Genomic DNA, 15,822 nt, shown 5'->3' on the forward strand with positions numbered 1-15,822 from the left:
TGGGGGTCTGTTGTGTTTCACAATGGGCTTGTGTCTAACATGTAATATCCCTAACTAGAGGAGAAGTGGTGAGCATGTTTACTCAACGTAAAACAATTCTTTCAATCATAGCTGGTGTTTCACTAGCATTATCTCAATCTGCTATAGCCAAAGATCGTGTTGTGCATTTTTATAATTGGGCAGGTCAAATTGGTAATAGCACTATCAGCGATTTCGAAAAATCGACCGGAATCAAACTCGTTTATGATGTGTATGACTCTAATGAAGCTCTTGAAGGTAAGTTAATGGCTGGCCATTCTGGTTTCGATGTGGTTTCACCATCAGACAGTTTTTTAGAAAGACAGATTAAAGCTGATATTTATCTGCCATTAGATAAAAATAAATTGCCAAATTGGAAAAATCTTGATCCAAATTTAATGAAATTAATGGCTACCCATGATCCGGATAACAAGTATGCGATCCCTTATGTATGGATGACTACAGGTATCGGTTATAACATTGATAAAGTAAAAGAACGGCTTGGAGATGATGCTCCTGTTGATAGTTGGGATTTAGTTTTCAACCCTAAAAATATGGAAAAACTTAAAGATTGTGGTGTGGCATTTTTAGATGCACCAACTGAAATCTTTTCAAGTGCTCTAAAATACTTAGGCAAAGATCCAAATAGTACTGATGCCAAAGATTATACTGGCGCAGCTTATGAATTATTGTCAAAAGTCAGACCCTATATCCGTTATTTTCATTCATCTCAATATATTACTGATTTAGCAAATGGCGATATTTGTGTGATTTTAGGATGGTCTGGAGATATTTTACAATCTCGTGATAGAGCCAATGAAGCAAAAAATGGTGTGCACATCGGTTATCAAATTCCGAAAGAAGGCGCATTAGTGTTCTTTGATACATTTGCTATTCCAAAAGATTCTGCAAATCCTGATGAGGCGCATGAGTTTTTAAACTTCATTTTGAAACCAGAAATTGCTGCACAAGTGACTAATGATGTTAAGTTTGCAAGTGCAAATAAAGTTGCTAACGAACAGTTTGTAAATCCTGAGGTGAAAAACGATCCAGCGGTTTATCCAAGCTCGGAAGTGATGGAAAAGTTATTTACTTTAACGGTGAAAGAGCCTAAACTTGAACGTGTGATTACTCGCACATGGACAAAACTTAAAACAGGTAAATAACCGTTTGAAAGTGTCAATTAATTGACTTATTTATTCTAGACGGAGAGATTTAATGATCTTTCCGTCTCGTTTTTTATGGCTTGTTGTTATGAGGAAAAAAGCGTGAACGATAAAACAACAATTCAGGTACAGCCTAAAAAAAAGATGATAACTCCACTATTGGAGATCAAAAATTTAACGAAAGTTTTCAATGATGATTATTATGCTGTTGATGATATCAATTTAACCATTTACACCGGAGAAATTTTTGCTTTACTAGGTGCTTCTGGTAGCGGAAAATCGACATTATTACGGATGCTTGCTGGTTTTGAACAACCAACATCTGGACAGATTATTCTTGATGGTAAGGATTTATCCCAAGTCCCACCTTATAACCGTCCTATCAATATGATGTTTCAATCGTATGCTCTTTTTCCTCACATGACGGTTGCGCAAAATATAGCCTTCGGCCTAATTCAAGACAAATTAGAAATGAGTGAAATTAAGTATCGTGTTGAAGAAATGTTAGCACTTGTGCATATGGAAGAGTTTGGTAGGCGCAAACCACACCAATTATCTGGTGGACAAAGACAACGTGTCGCTTTAGCAAGAAGTTTGGCAAAAAGACCTAAATTACTCCTTTTAGATGAACCGATGGGAGCATTAGATAAACAACTGCGTGATCGAATGCAGCTTGAAGTTGTTAGCATCTTGGAGCAGGTGGGTGCTACTTGTGTAATGGTTACTCATGATCAAGAAGAAGCCATGACAATGGCAGGACGGATTGCGATTATGAACAAAGGACAATTTGTTCAAATTGGTGAGCCTGAAGAGATTTATGAACATCCAAATAGCCGTTATAGCGCCGAATTTATTGGTTCAGTCAATGTGTTTGACGGAATTTTGCAAGAAACTTTAGAAGATGGATTAATCATCAATTGTCCTATGATTAAACATCCTTTAAAAGTAGATTATGATTCACCCGCTGTTGAAGGTGTTCCTATTCAGGTTGCTTTACGGCCAGAAAAAATTAAACTTTGCGATGAAATACCAAAAGAAGGCTATAACTTTGCAACCGGTGAAGTGGTTGAAATTGCCTATTTAGGGGATCTTTCTATTTACCACGTTAAATTGCAAAGTGGACAAATTATTATTGCTCAACTGCAAAACGAACATCGATATCGTAAAGGAATGCCTACTTGGGGCGATACGGTTAATCTCAGTTGGGAAATTGATAGTTGCGTTGTACTTACTGAATAAACACAAGAGGATATATTGATGCGATCCATTTATTGTGGTTTGTTTCTTAATGCATTGGTGTTACTCAATGTTTATTTACGTTTTGTAGCTACAAATGCATTTGATAATTTATTTTTAGATGCTTTATTTGCCTCTATGGTATTAAGTCTATTATTATCTTGTTTAGGTGCATATTTAGTGCATTATAAACCTTCTAAATTTGCTTACCGTTTAGTTATAGCAGGCAGTATTTTATATATACCTGCTGGGGTAGGTTTAGTGGCGATTTATTTTGCATTTAGAAAGATGCGCCTACAACGAGATGATTCTGACTTGATGACATTATATGGGCGTTTATTGATTATAGCGATTCCTTATTTATGGATGCTATTACTATTTTTATTGCCATTTTTGATTGTTTTTCGCATCAGTTTTTCGGAAGCCGCTATCGCTGTGCCTCCTTATACAGATCTGTTGAGTTATGAAGATGGTCTACTTAATATTGTTTTAAATTTTGACAATTATTTTAATTTATTTGAAGATACTATCTACATAAATTCTTATTTACAATCATTAAAAGTAGCAGCAATTTCAACACTGTTATGTATTTTGATAGGTTACCCATTAGCTTGGGCTATATCACAATGTAAACCATCAAATCGAAATATTTTATTATTATTGATTATTTTGCCTTCTTGGACTTCATTTTTGATTCGTGTTTATGCATGGATTGGTATTTTAAACCCTAATGGGCTTTTAAATAATTTCTTAATGTGGTTGGGAGTGATTGATCAGCCATTAATCATTATGAAAACCTATTTGGCGGTTTATATTGGTATTGTGTATTCATATCTACCATTTGTTGTATTACCTATATATACATCGTTAAGCAAAGTCGATACTACGCTTGTTGAAGCGGCTTTAGATTTAGGTAGTAAGCCAATTAATACCTTCTTTAGGATTATTGTCCCATTAACTAAAAATGGAGTTATTGCTGGAGGAATGTTGGTCTTTATTCCTGCGGTAGGGGAATATGTAATACCTGAACTGCTCGGTCCTTCGGACAGTTTAATGATAGGTACTCAATTATGGACTGAATTCTTTAATAATCATGATTGGCCAGCAGCTTCTGCTGTTGCAACAGTTATGTTATTAATATTAATTATTCCTATTTACTACTTTAATAAATTTCAGAATCGACAAATGGGAGATAAATAAATGAACAATTTACCATTAATTATGCGATCTGCATTGATTGTTTTTATCTCCTCATTCTTAGGTTCATTGGTGCTGTCGATGATAATTTCAGCGTCAGGGTTTGCTTTATTGGGTAGTGTTAGCTTATATGTGGGGTGTTTAGTATTTAGCCTTATTTTAACCGCAGTTGTAACAATATCGCTATTAGGTCGATGTTTAAAAGGATTAATTCTTATATTGTCTTTATCCTTTTTATATATCCCTATGATTATTTTAATCGTTTATTCATTTAACAATTCAAGACTTGTAACAGTTTGGGCCGGATTTTCGTTCAAATGGTATTTTGAATTAATTCATAATGAAGCTTTACTTAAAGCCGTAGGATTAAGCTTAAGTATTGCTGCCGGCGCTGCTTCATTAGCAATTGTACTTGGTACCTTGGCTGCATTAGCCATTATTCGATTTAAAAAATTTCGCGGTTCTCATTTATTTTCCTTTATGACAACTGCACCCCTCGTTATGCCTGATGTAATCACTGGTTTGGCATTATTACTGTTATTTGTTGGGATGGGACAAGTGATTGGTTGGCCTAAAGAGCGAGGTGCAATGACTATTTTGATGGCTCATGCAACCTTCTGTACTGCATATGTGACAGTTGTTATTAGTGCCAGATTACGAGAGTTGGATAGGTCAATTGAAGAGGCTGCATTAGATTTAGGTGCAAATCCGTTGAAAGTATTTGTCATCATTACTTTACCTATGATTGCTCCAGCACTTGTTTCTGGTTGGTTGTTGGCATTTACCTTATCACTTGATGATGTGGTTATCGCTAATTTTGTAACAGGGCCAGGTGCAATGACATTACCAAAATTGATTTTTTCTAAAGTACGTTTAGGTGTCGATCCACAAGTTAATGCGTTAGCGACTATTATTTTATTAATTGTTGGTATTATTGGTTTCATTTCATGGATTTGGATGAGAGAAGTTGAAAAACAACATTTACGTGAAATTCGAATGAGTTGATGACATTATCGATTTCACTCATTGCCGCTTCATGCGGCAATTTTTTTTACTTAATAAAATAACCGTGTTTTTTCTTTTGTTTTATATTATAGTGTGTGCAGTCAGTTCGCTGATAAAATTCTCAGGGCGGGGTGCAATTCCCCACCGGTGGTTATAGCCCACGAGCGCTTAGTAAAAATCAATTTTATTAAGGACAAGCAGATTTGGTGAAATTCCAAAGCCGACAGTTAAAGTCTGGATGAAAGAGAGTGGCTTATCTTTTCTATATTTGCTTTTTTGCAAAATCACTATGGTCAAGCACTTGCCCTGATTCTGGTATTGAATATATTTATAATTTAACTAATTCAATTTTGATTTTGGTAAGGATTTTCATCAAGTGTTTACAACAAATATCTGTTTGAATTAGTTATATATCAATTGATTAGGAATAAATATAAATAACTTAATAAAACAGGATAGGTATCTACCATGAATCAGTTCAATTTAAATGAATTTGGAACACCAATCGAGCGAGTAGGAAAAGCGATTGCTTCAATCAAAGCTGGATCTGGCGTGTTAGTTTTAGATGACGAAGATCGTGAAAACGAAGGCGATATCATTTGGGCGGCGCAAACAATTACCACACAACAAATGGCGCTAACTATTCGATATGGTAGTGGTATTGTTTGTTTATGCATGCCGCAATCTTATTGTGACAAATTAGAATTGCCTATGATGGTAGCCAATAACACCAGTAAAAATCATACCGCTTTTACCATTACTATTGAAGCTGCAAATGGTGTTACCACTGGTGTATCAGCCGCAGATAGGGTAACCACTGTAAAAGCTGCCGTTGCTGATAATGCCAAAGCCAGTGATTTAAATCATCCTGGTCATGTATTTCCATTAGTTGCTAAAGAAGGCGGTGTATTGAATCGACGAGGACATACTGAAGCATCAGTTGATCTGGTTTCTTTAGCTGGTTTTAAACCTGCTGCAGTAATTTGTGAGTTGACTAATGATGATGGTTCGATGGCGAGAGCACCACAAGTTGTCGAATTTGCAAAACAGCATCATTTACCTGTTGTTACAATCGAAGATATTGTAACTTATCGTAATACTTTTCATATCTAACATCTCACATATGGATGTAAACTGTCGAATTAACTATTCGGCAGGGACATCCTATGATTAAACGTATCATTGAACATTAATATATTCACTAATTTATGTTTCATCAAGCGGTTAGCCTTTCAGATAAATTATGTCACGTTAGCGTCTATTATTTATAATAACGCATTATAACAGCTTGCCAATCAACATCCATTCCAATAATTAATTTTCAAAAAAACTGACTTTAATGTCGCATTGAAAAATAAAAGACGGTGATGATTTATTTATAATGCCAAAATATATTCTGATTTTATTGAATAATGAGATCAAAAATCGATCTATTGTCATAGTTATCGGCAGTTACTTAGTATGGATACAATAATATGATTATCTTAGGTATAAAACTACTGATCGTTTCACTCACCAACTTAGTTCTTATGCTAGTTTAAATTTTTCTGGGCAATATTATTTAATAAAATCTTTATTCTATAGTCGGCATAGATCATCAGTTCAATGAACCCTTGTTAGACGAAGGGAATTTTGTAATTTTAAAAAATTCAGTAAAGGGTAGAATAACCATTAATAGGATTAACACTACGATTTATAACGAGTTTGAGTGGATAGTTTTTGTCATTACTAAACTTTCATTTTAGTTTTTATTGTTTTAATAGTCATCAAAGTTACTATCATAATTTATTATTATGATGGAAATAATCTAGCTTTTTATGTTATTTTTTGTTTTCGTTTTATACTCTAATTTGAGTCATAAATATATGAAACATTGAATAATAACAATTTTATTCTTGATTTTTGAGCTTTTTCAGTATAGAATATATTATAAGTATGATAAATAAGAATAAAATTTTTTAGGGACGATAGAGGTTTCAATTTCATACTAATTTTGAAAATTCTAATTAGCATTCAATCAAATTGTTTCTTTGCAAATAATATTTAAGTTCTCTTGGTGGCAAATGCTTTGTTTGCGAACCATCTTTAGTTTTGTTGATTCTCATTGGCAAAATAGCAGAATTAGCAATTTATCTAATATAAATTGCATAAAAAATAGATAGTAACAAAAACGGGGTAACTATGTTTAGCGCGAATAAAGAGTGGGTATTTGTGATAATGACCTGCTTTTTTGAATTGTGTTGGGTGTTTGGTTTCGCTACTGCTAGTCAATGGTGGCACTGGGTTATTATTATACTGATAATTTTTATTGATTTTACGTTTTTAACGAACGCATGCAAAACTATCCCTACTGGTACTGTGTATGCAATATTTTCTGGTGTCGGAGCAGTTGGCTCATTAATTATTGATATGGTAGTGTTTGGTAAAGAAATTAAACTTATTGAAATATTTTTTGTTGCACTAATTATTATTGGCGTTGTGCAACTTAAACGAGCAGATAGCTGATCAACTGAAATTTGGGTTACAATATGGGATGGTTATTTATTTTAACAGCTGCAATTTTTGAAGTAATAGGCGCTATTGGTCTTAAGCTTTATTCGCAACGAAAAAGCCTGTTTCGATTAATGCTCTATTGGGGTGGTTTTTTTGTTTCATTCACTTTATTTTATTTTTCACTTCATTATTTAGATTTAAGTATAGTTTATCCAGTATGGGTAGGACTTGGTACTTCAGGTGCGGTGTTAGCTAATATGTTCATTTTTAATGAACCGAAAAATCTTCAACGTTTATCTGGGCTTGCTTTTATTATTGTCGGAATTGTGGGATTACACGTTACGCTATAGTCAAAAAAAAGCGTTATGCACTGCAATTATTTAAAGAAAAAAATACCGGAGATAAACTCCGGTTCAGCAAAGTGTAAGCTAAAAGGATGTATGAATAAAAAAGAAAATAGTGTACTAAATCTCGTTACCATGTTGTTTTAGGTAGCTAGCAACACCGTTTGGATTGGCCTGCATACCTTGTTTACCTTTAGTCCATTGAGCAGGACAAACTTCTCCGTGTTCTTCATGGAATTGGAAAGCATCCACAATGCGAATCATTTCATCAATATTACGACCAATTGGTAGATCATTGATGGTTTCATGACGAACAATACCTGATTTATCAATGAAGAATGATGCGCGAAGAGCAACACCCGCTTCAGGATGTTCAACACCATAAGCTTGCATAATTGAATGTTTTATATCAGCAACAATTGGGAATTTCACTTCACCAATACCGCCTTTATCTTGTGGAGTATTACGCCATGCATTGTGCACATATTGTGAATCCATCGAAACCCCAATGATCTCAACGCCACGTTTTTTAAATTCTTCTAAACGATGATCGAAAGCGATGATTTCTGATGGACATACAAAAGTAAAATCCATTGGCCAAAAAAATACAACAGCATATTTACCATTAATATGTTTAGCTAAATTGAAATTTTCAACGATTTCACCTGTACCTAACACTGCTGCTGATGTAAAATCTGGGGCTTTACGAGTGACTAATGTCATAATGCTTCTCCTAACTATTTAATGCAATCTAATATGCTGAACATTATAGCAATTTAAACTTACACTCCAAGTTGTTATAAACAATTGATACCATAAGTTTAAACTATTAACTAATAAATTATTATTCGGTGGTATTTATTAATTTCTTCGGTTTACCTTTATTTTTGGTGTCACGATGGCGCAGTTTGATCTTTTTCTTTTTGTTATCTTCTTTTTTGGCTGTACTTTTCAATTTGGCTTTTTGTGATGGTTTTTTCTTAGTCGCCGGTTTTGGGGTTTTTGTTTTTGGACGTAACTCATCAATAGTTCGTAATTTTATTGGTTCTTTGATGTAACGCTCAATTTTTTGTAACAATTCGTAGTCGTGAGCTTCGATCAGCATAATAGCGGTTCCTTTTTTTCCGGCGCGCGCAGTACGACCAATACGATGTAAATAAACATCGGCTGTTTTAGGTGCATCAAAATTAATAACATGGGTAACATCATCAATATCAATGCCACGAGCAGCAACATCAGTAGCAACCAGAACATTAACAGTATTGTTGTTCATTCGTTTAATCGCTTCGTTACGTTTAGCTTGCACCATTTCACCTTCTAAATAACAGCTATGGATACCGGCTTGATGTAATACACTAACTAGTTCATGCACTCGTTCACGCTTACGTACAAAAATGATCGTTTTTTTGAAATCTTCTTGTTTTAATAAATGAATGAGCAGAGCCACTTTATGTTCTAAATTATCCGATCGATAATAGAACTGTAAAATCTTTTTACGTTCTTTGCGTGAAGGATCGGCATTAATTTCAATAGGTTCGTTTAATATTCGATTAGCAAAACTATGTAATCCTTTACCTTCAAGGGTAGCTGAAAAAAGTAGAGTTTGTTTGCGCCAGCGAGTTTCAGCAGATATGGTTTCAACATCTTGTGAAAACCCCATATCTAACATGCGGTCTGCTTCATCTAAAATGAGCATTTCAACAGCTCGACAGTCAAAATTTTCTTCTTTAATGTATTGTAATAAGCGTCCAGTTGTTGCAATCACGATATCTTGATTTTTACTGAATACTTCAGCGTGATTCATATAAGCAACGCCCCCAGTGATTGTAGCAATGCTTAAATGAGTGGATTGAGTTAAGAGTTTCGCTTGCTCAGCTATTTGCATAGCTAGCTCTCGAGTAGGTGTTAAAATCAAAATACGAGGAGGTCCTGGTTTACGACGTGGAAAATCCAATAAATGTTGGACAGCCGGAATTAAAAATGCAAGTGTCTTACCTGTACCTGTTGGTGCTGAACCTAAAATATCTTTTCCCTCTAATGCGACGGGAATCGTTTGAGCTTGGATTACTGTTGGCGTGTGGATGTTTTGTGTTTGAAGATTTTGAATTAAAATCTCTTCTAATTCTAAATCTGAAAAAGTTTTTGCAGTCATATTGATCATTCTATCTTAAATTTTGTGACACATTATAACGGCAATCGTTATAACTACAATCAATAAAACGTAGTGAGTAACTCACATTCATACTCATTTCAATAATTTTACGATATCTCATTTAAAAATAATCCAATGCTGTATAAAAAAGTTTAAGGTTAAGCATACATTTAAGTATAATAATTACGAATGATTTACTCATTAATTTTATCAATGCTTGTAACATTGGCTTTATTTATATTACACTTTATCTTTAAGTTAAAATACCAAGCACAATTTGGCTATTATTAGGTAAAAATAACAGATAGACTTAATGTCTACTTTATGGATACTATGGTTTACTTAATGAGTTAAAACAATTGTGTTGTTATTTTATCATAGACAATAATTCTTTTAACAATTTGCAAAATCATCCACTACTGAATATGACTGAAATTTTTTCGACCGATAAATATAATCTTCAACTTAAAAATAAAACAACTCATTTAAAAACAATTTTTAGCGATTTCTCTCTTCCAGAATTACAGGTTTATCGTTCACCTATCAGTCATTATCGTATGCGTGCTGAATTTAGAATTTGGCATGATGGTATAGACATTTACCATATTATGTATGACAAAAAGACAAAAAAGCGCACACGAATAGATGATTTCCCAATTGCGACAAAATTGATTAATCAGGCAATGAAAGCCATTTTACCCCTGCTTAAGCATAATCAATTATTACGTCATTTATTGTTTCAGATAGATTATTTTTCAACAATGAGTGGACAATTACTTATTACGCTTCTGTATCATAAAAAGTTAGGTGATGATTGGATTAATGAAGCAAATAAGCTTAAGCAACAACTTGCGGTGCAGGGGATCAATGCTAATATCGTTGGAAGAGCAAGTAATCAAAAAATTGCCATTGATGTCGATTATGTTGATGAATCTTTACCTGTATTGGATAGAACCTTTATTTATCGACAAGTAGAAAATAGTTTTACTCAACCTAATGCCGCAGTGAATATCAAAATGCTTGAATGGGCAATTTCAGTGACAAAAGATTTGTCAGGTGATCTACTTGAATTTTATTGTGGCAATGGTAATTTTTCTATTGCTTTGGCTCAGAACTTTCGTAAAGTGTTAGCGACAGAAATAGCAAAGGCATCAGTATATTCAGCGCAATATAATATTGCGATAAATCAAATTGATAATTTAATTATTGCACGTTTATCCGCCTCTGAGTTCACCAGTGCCATTAAAAAAGAACGTGAATTTAATCGATTGAAAGATATTAATCTTGATGATTATCAATGCCAAACGGTATTGGTTGATCCGCCTCGTGCTGGATTAGACAATGACACAATGAATATGCTTAAAAGTTACAATACGATTATTTATATATCTTGTAATCCTCTTACTTTACGGAATAATTTACAGCAATTGATAGAAACTCATAGTATTAAGCATTTTGCTATGTTTGACCAGTTCCCGTATACCGATCATATTGAAAGTGGTGTTGTGTTACATAAAAAATAGATATAGGCATACCCAAGAATGGTTAAGTTTGCTAAAATAACTGCGCTTCATACCAAAATAATTATTAATTCATTGGTTAATAGAAGTTGATAATCTCGCTTTTGATAAAAAAAAACCCTAGATAAACTAGGGCTGCATTAAATTGCAAGGAATGGATGAAAGGAAATAAAACAATGAAACAATAATGTCTAGCCTCATGAATCATTGTTTGAATACTATAACAAAACTAAACAAACGAATTAATGACTATAAAATTACAATATAGTCATTAAAATGTCATGATGCCATTTGGCTTTTTCAGATATCCTACTACAGCAGTATACATTTTCGATAATCAAATAAATTAACAAAGGAAATACTCAAAATGAAATTGTTAGTTGTTGAAGATGAACATAAAACAGGTGAGTATCTTCGTCAGGGGTTAATTGAATCAGGTTTTATTGTTGACTTAACTGATAACGGTCTAGATGGCTATCATAGAGCCATGACAGAAGATTATGATTTAATTATTCTCGATGTCATGTTGCCAGATATAGTTGGCTGGAAAATCGTCCAATCATTACGTGAAGCAGGAAAAGACACACAAATTATTTTTCTCACAGCAATGGGGAGTGTTGAAGATAAAGTCAAAGGGTTAAACTTAGGTGGGGATGATTATTTAGTTAAACCGTTTTCTTTTGCTGAATTACTGGCAAGAGTAAAATCTTTACTTAGGCGCAATGTTCCACAAGTCAACAATTATCAATTAAGCATTGCGGATTTGGTAATGGATTTACCTAAAAGAACCGTAACGCGAGCAGATAAAAGAATTGATTTAACCAATAAAGAATTTCTGTTATTAGAGTATTTTTTACGTTATCCAGGTGAAGTATTACCAAGATCACTGATTGCATCACAAGTTTGGGATATGAATTTTGATAGTGATACCAATGTCATTGATGTAGCAATTAGACGATTACGCAATAAAATTGATGCTGGATTTGAACCTAAATTAATTCATACTGTACGTGGAATGGGGTATAAATTGGATGTATTGGATGAAGCGGACTAAAATTATTTCTTTTCGTTTACCACTAATTGTTTGCTTACTTACTTGTGGGCTTCTTTATTGTTTTAGTTATCTTATTGAAAGTTCTTTTGAAAAATTTTCTATTCAGCAAAATGTATCAGAGTTGAATTCAGTTATCTCCTCAATAGAACGTGAACTCATTTATTATTCACCTAAAGATAATCATGATGAGCTTTTCCAAAACTTATTGTTGATATTAACCGGGCATCATCACTTGTTTGTTTATATCATTGATGATTCAGGTAAAGTTCTTTATCGTACCCGTGGTCCTAATCTAGCAGTTGCTTTGAAACCTGCTAGCTTGGAAAAGATTATTACAGATCACTCAACAACTGTATCGAATATGAGTAAATCCTCATATCGAGTTGCGGCGTCAAGAGTTATACTTGATAATAAAAAGCAATACACCACTATTGTGGCTGTTGGTCGCGATTTACAACTTGAATTTATTAGCCGATTAAGAAGTGGTTTAGGTTTACTTATTGCCATTTCTTGTGTTTTAGCATTAATTGGATCGTTTATCTCAATTTATTTTACCCAGAAACCGATTAACCGACTCATTAGGAAGATAGAAAAAATCAATCTTAAAAGTTTGAATTATCGAATACCAACTTCCTCAGTACCAACTAAATATATTAGCTTAGTAAGAGCATTCAATAAAATGCTTACTCGTATGGAGGATGTGTTTCAGCGTCAACGTAATTTTACGGCTGATATCGCTCATGAAATGCGAACACCGATTACTAATCTCACCACTCAAACACAAATTGTGTTGAATAATGCTAGATCAACCGAAGAGTATCGAGAAATTTTGTACTCCAATTTGGAAGAGTATGAAAAAATGTCACAAATGATCTCAGATATGCTTTTTTTAGCTCAAGCCGATAATCAACAGCTAGTGCCAAATCTTATTGATATTGATTTGGTTAGTATGCTTACTATGATGTGTGACTATTTTGAACCGCTTACTGATGAGAAAAATATTACATTTAATTTAGAGGGCAGCTGTTCACATATTCAAGGCGATAAACTTATGTTAGGTCGAGCGATAAGTAATATCCTTTCCAATGCAATTCGTTATACTCCTCAAAATGAGGTGATTAACATTACTTTAAGTCAACCTTCTGAAAAAAGAGTAAAAATCATCATTGCTAATCCAGGTAAAAAAATTGATAGCCGGCATTTGCCTCATCTTTTTGATCGTTTTTATCGAGTAGATGAATCACGTCATCGTAATGGTAATGATAATTCAGGTGCTGGAATAGGATTGGCAATTGTTAAATCCATTATTCAGACACATAAGGGATCGATTTCCGTTAAGTCTGATGATATATCTACTCGTTTTATTATTACTTTACCAACTGTTATCTAACCTCATAATCACTAATCAATAAATTAGCTGCTGCATAGGCAGCTTTATTTTTAAGGTCTTGAGGAACATTCTCGCAATCCACTACTTCATTTAAAACTAACATTACTGCCCCTAAGGCATCATCAATGTAACCTAGTTCATTACTACCAATTTGGGCATATTTTTCACGAATGAGTTCACAATATTTATTCATTAAAATGCTTCCTGTTATTTTTTGTAATCTTTATGTCTTGTTATAAAAGCTGAGTCAACTGTTGGTATACTTGCTCGGCTTGAATGGTGTGCATGTTCTTTTCCGGTGAAATTATGCTAAATTGATTTTTGCCATAGCCACCGATTAATTTTGGATCAGTTTTACCAAATAGAGTAATATTTGGGCGATCTAATGCGGCAGTTAAATGGCTTAATCCTGTATCAACTGAAACAACTGCTTTTGCTCCAGCAATAATCGCTGCAACATCAGACAGTGATAGTTTTGGTAACACATCGACATGTTTAAAACCTTGTGCAAGACGAACAGCTCTTTGCTGTTCGTGCGTAGCTCCCCAAGGTAATTTTATCTTTAGTCCTGTAGATTCGGTCAGTTTAATTAACTTTCTCCATTCTTCTTCTGTCCAATGTTTTTCATCTCGTGTTGTGGCATGTAAAAAAACAAGATATTGCTGATTATCGTTCGGTAAAGACGACAAAAAATGGCGGGCAATCGCATAATCGCCCATTGAATCAGGTAGTTGGTATTGTAAGCTTTGTGCAAATAACATTCTAACTCGTTCAATAGCATGCATTTGTTTGGGAATATAATGCTTCACATCATAAAACCAACTGGCAATAGGCTCTTTAATACTTTGACGATCCAAACCATGCTTTGTGCCGCGTGCTTTATGAGTAATAAGAAAAGCGCTTTTAATGAGCCCTTGTGCATCAATAATACAATCGTATTTTTGTTGTCTAAGGGTTTGGATAAATGCCTGGCGTTCCTGACGAGTTTTTTTGGCAAACCAACTTTTTCGCCAACGTCTAATAGCAACGGGTATCACATCGTTCACGGCATAGTGCCAACTGGGTATTTGAGAAAAATTTTCTTCAACCACCCAATCGAAAGTAATATTCGATAGGTTATTTGCCGCATCTGTTAATGCGGGTAGGGTATGCAGAACATCACCCATTGATGAGGTTTTAACGACTAAGACTCGCATCATCCTTTACTCTTTTTGGTACGCATAATAAGATTCATCAAAGTCTCAAATACATTACTGGGTTTAATATCAATCAAACTTTGATGATAGCCTTGTTCAGCATCGCCTTTACGTATACGATGATAACCTGTGATTAAACGAATAACCTCAGCTTTATTTGATAATGGAGGAGTAAACTCTGGACTACTTGGACCATATAATGCTACTAAGGGTTTATCCAATGCAGCCGCGACATGCATTAATCCAGTATCATTGGTCACAATCGCTTTACATGCAGCAATTAAACTGACGGCCTGTTCTAGCTGGGTTTTACCCGCTAAGTTGATACATTTATCACCATACACCATTTTTGCAATAATCTGATCACCAACTTCTCGATCTTTGGCTGAACCCAAAATTATAATTCTCGCATTTTGTTTAATCAACATATCAGCAAGAGTAGCATAATGATAATCTGGCCAACGTTTAGCCGGTCCAAATTCTGCACCAGGGCAAAAGCCAATTAATGGTTCATCTTGTGGAAGTGCAAAAGTTACTAATGCCTCATCAACTTCAGATTGTTCTATATTCAGTTTTGGCCACAATAGTGGCTGTGGTAGATCTTTTGCTGAATGTATTTGATTTTTTGGATAAGCAAGAGCAACATAGCGCTCAACCATCAATGGAAATGCTGATTTGTTAAGATTGCGAATATCATTTAATAATCCATAACGTAGTTCACCTTTCCAGCCCGTACGTTTGGGAATATTGGCATAAAATGGAATGAGTGCAGACTTAAATGAATTTGGCAAAACAATAGCTTGATCATAATGGCTAGAACGGAGTGATTTACCTATTTGACGACGTTCAGCGAAAGCAAACTCACCATGACCTATTGGCATCTCAAGCACTTGGTTGACTTCTGGCATTTTATTTAATAAAGCTTGACTCCAAGTGGGTGCCATAACATCAATTTTGTTATTCGGATCAAGCTGCTTTAAAGTACGGTATAGGCTTTGTGACATCATCATATCACCAACCCACGAAGGACCAATAATGAGAGTTTTCATCT

General features: G+C 34.3%; 14 protein-coding genes, 1 pseudogene and 1 riboswitch. Of the genes and pseudogenes, 10 read left to right on the plus strand and 5 right to left on the minus strand.

Annotated features, from left to right (window positions below; genetic code table 11):
* Positions 1 to 74: 74 nt before the first annotated feature.
* From J3U19_RS07500 to J3U19_RS07530, 7 genes and pseudogenes are all read left to right on the plus strand, one after another.
* A complete protein-coding gene (locus J3U19_RS07500) occupies positions 75 to 1,184 on the plus strand; it encodes an extracellular solute-binding protein (RefSeq protein WP_267341341.1) in 1,110 nt (369 codons plus the stop codon).
* A 102-nt stretch (positions 1,185 to 1,286) separates the two neighbouring features.
* Positions 1,287 to 2,423 carry a putrescine ABC transporter ATP-binding subunit PotG gene (potG, locus tag J3U19_RS07505; RefSeq protein ID WP_267341339.1) on the plus strand — a complete coding sequence of 379 codons (1,137 nt, stop codon included), beginning with the start codon at positions 1,287 to 1,289 and terminating at the stop codon, positions 2,421 to 2,423.
* A gap of 312 nt (positions 2,424 to 2,735) precedes the next feature.
* Positions 2,736 to 3,620: pseudogene (potH, locus tag J3U19_RS07510) on the plus strand (putrescine ABC transporter permease PotH); the annotation flags it as partial.
* Positions 3,621 to 3,863: 243 nt separating this feature from the next.
* Positions 3,864 to 4,622 carry an ABC transporter permease subunit gene (locus J3U19_RS07515; protein WP_416380234.1) on the plus strand — a complete coding sequence of 253 codons (759 nt, stop codon included), beginning with the start codon at positions 3,864 to 3,866 and terminating at the stop codon, positions 4,620 to 4,622.
* Positions 4,623 to 4,735: 113 nt separating this feature from the next.
* A riboswitch (FMN riboswitch) is annotated at positions 4,736 to 4,876 on the plus strand.
* Between the two features lie 214 nt (positions 4,877 to 5,090).
* On the plus strand, positions 5,091 to 5,735 hold the full coding sequence (ribB, locus tag J3U19_RS07520) for a 3,4-dihydroxy-2-butanone-4-phosphate synthase (protein WP_267341336.1): 645 nt from the start codon (positions 5,091 to 5,093) through the stop codon (positions 5,733 to 5,735).
* Positions 5,736 to 6,803: 1,068 nt separating this feature from the next.
* The gene (locus tag J3U19_RS07525; RefSeq protein WP_267341334.1) at positions 6,804 to 7,127 is read left to right on the plus strand and encodes a DMT family transporter; all 324 of its coding nucleotides are present in this window, start codon (positions 6,804 to 6,806) and stop codon (positions 7,125 to 7,127) included.
* Positions 7,128 to 7,150: 23 nt separating this feature from the next.
* Positions 7,151 to 7,465: a DMT family transporter gene (locus J3U19_RS07530; RefSeq protein WP_267341332.1), complete on the plus strand. Its 315-nt coding sequence runs from the start codon at positions 7,151 to 7,153 to the stop codon at positions 7,463 to 7,465.
* Between the two features lie 114 nt (positions 7,466 to 7,579).
* Here the strand turns inward: J3U19_RS07530 and J3U19_RS07535 are convergent, their stop codons facing one another.
* A complete protein-coding gene (locus tag J3U19_RS07535) occupies positions 7,580 to 8,182 on the minus strand; it encodes a peroxiredoxin C (RefSeq protein ID WP_267341331.1) in 603 nt (200 codons plus the stop codon).
* A 121-nt stretch (positions 8,183 to 8,303) separates the two neighbouring features.
* Positions 8,304 to 9,611 carry an ATP-dependent RNA helicase SrmB gene (gene srmB / locus J3U19_RS07540; RefSeq protein WP_267345908.1) on the minus strand — a complete coding sequence of 436 codons (1,308 nt, stop codon included), beginning with the start codon at positions 9,609 to 9,611 and terminating at the stop codon, positions 8,304 to 8,306.
* Between the two features lie 425 nt (positions 9,612 to 10,036).
* On the opposite strand from srmB, the gene trmA reads away from it, so the two are divergent.
* The 3 genes from trmA (at position 10,037) to J3U19_RS07555 (ending at position 13,575) form a co-directional block, all read left to right on the plus strand.
* Positions 10,037 to 11,134 carry a tRNA (uridine(54)-C5)-methyltransferase TrmA gene (gene trmA / locus J3U19_RS07545; protein WP_267341328.1) on the plus strand — a complete coding sequence of 366 codons (1,098 nt, stop codon included), beginning with the start codon at positions 10,037 to 10,039 and terminating at the stop codon, positions 11,132 to 11,134.
* Positions 11,135 to 11,498: 364 nt separating this feature from the next.
* The gene (locus tag J3U19_RS07550; protein WP_267341327.1) at positions 11,499 to 12,185 is read left to right on the plus strand and encodes a heavy metal response regulator transcription factor; all 687 of its coding nucleotides are present in this window, start codon (positions 11,499 to 11,501) and stop codon (positions 12,183 to 12,185) included.
* Positions 12,172 to 13,575 carry a heavy metal sensor histidine kinase gene (locus J3U19_RS07555; protein WP_267341326.1) on the plus strand — a complete coding sequence of 468 codons (1,404 nt, stop codon included), beginning with the start codon at positions 12,172 to 12,174 and terminating at the stop codon, positions 13,573 to 13,575. The genes J3U19_RS07550 and J3U19_RS07555 overlap by 14 nt, the downstream gene beginning before the upstream one ends.
* On the opposite strand, the gene J3U19_RS07560 is transcribed toward J3U19_RS07555, so the two are convergent.
* The 3 genes from J3U19_RS07560 to rfaF are packed head-to-tail and all read right to left on the minus strand — an operon-like array spanning position 13,568 to position 15,820.
* Complete coding sequence (locus tag J3U19_RS07560) at positions 13,568 to 13,768, minus strand: YaeP family protein (RefSeq protein ID WP_267341324.1); 201 nt, start codon at positions 13,766 to 13,768, stop codon at positions 13,568 to 13,570. The genes J3U19_RS07555 and J3U19_RS07560 overlap by 8 nt on opposite strands.
* A 40-nt stretch (positions 13,769 to 13,808) precedes the next feature.
* Complete coding sequence (gene rfaC, locus J3U19_RS07565) at positions 13,809 to 14,771, minus strand: lipopolysaccharide heptosyltransferase RfaC (RefSeq protein ID WP_416380235.1); 963 nt, start codon at positions 14,769 to 14,771, stop codon at positions 13,809 to 13,811.
* A complete protein-coding gene (rfaF, locus tag J3U19_RS07570) occupies positions 14,771 to 15,820 on the minus strand; it encodes an ADP-heptose--LPS heptosyltransferase RfaF (protein ID WP_267341321.1) in 1,050 nt (349 codons plus the stop codon). The genes rfaC and rfaF overlap by 1 nt, the downstream gene beginning before the upstream one ends.
* Positions 15,821 to 15,822: the final 2 nt, after the last annotated feature.

The organism is Gilliamella sp. B2828 (genome assembly GCF_026537125.1).
Classification (GTDB): Bacteria; Pseudomonadota; Gammaproteobacteria; order Enterobacterales; family Orbaceae; genus Gilliamella.

Excerpts from the sequence above, each read along its gene's own strand:
- J3U19_RS07500 (WP_267341341.1), top strand. The coding sequence starts at position 75 with ATGTTTACTCAACGTAAAACAATTCTTTCAATCATAGCTGGTGTTTCA.
- J3U19_RS07515 (WP_416380234.1), top strand. The coding sequence starts at position 3,864 with ATGATTATTTTAATCGTTTATTCATTTAACAATTCAAGACTTGTAACA.
- ribB (WP_267341336.1), top strand. The coding sequence starts at position 5,091 with ATGAATCAGTTCAATTTAAATGAATTTGGAACACCAATCGAGCGAGTA.
- J3U19_RS07525 (WP_267341334.1), top strand. The coding sequence starts at position 6,804 with ATGTTTAGCGCGAATAAAGAGTGGGTATTTGTGATAATGACCTGCTTT.
- J3U19_RS07530 (WP_267341332.1), top strand. The coding sequence starts at position 7,151 with ATGGGATGGTTATTTATTTTAACAGCTGCAATTTTTGAAGTAATAGGC.
- J3U19_RS07535 (WP_267341331.1), bottom strand. The coding sequence starts at position 8,182 with ATGACATTAGTCACTCGTAAAGCCCCAGATTTTACATCAGCAGCAGTG.
- srmB (WP_267345908.1), bottom strand. The coding sequence starts at position 9,611 with ATGACTGCAAAAACTTTTTCAGATTTAGAATTAGAAGAGATTTTAATT.
- trmA (WP_267341328.1), top strand. The coding sequence starts at position 10,037 with ATGACTGAAATTTTTTCGACCGATAAATATAATCTTCAACTTAAAAAT.
- J3U19_RS07550 (WP_267341327.1), top strand. The coding sequence starts at position 11,499 with ATGAAATTGTTAGTTGTTGAAGATGAACATAAAACAGGTGAGTATCTT.
- J3U19_RS07555 (WP_267341326.1), top strand. The coding sequence starts at position 12,172 with ATGAAGCGGACTAAAATTATTTCTTTTCGTTTACCACTAATTGTTTGC.
- J3U19_RS07560 (WP_267341324.1), bottom strand. The coding sequence starts at position 13,768 with ATGAATAAATATTGTGAACTCATTCGTGAAAAATATGCCCAAATTGGT.
- rfaC (WP_416380235.1), bottom strand. The coding sequence starts at position 14,771 with ATGCGAGTCTTAGTCGTTAAAACCTCATCAATGGGTGATGTTCTGCAT.
- rfaF (WP_267341321.1), bottom strand. The coding sequence starts at position 15,820 with ATGAAAACTCTCATTATTGGTCCTTCGTGGGTTGGTGATATGATGATG.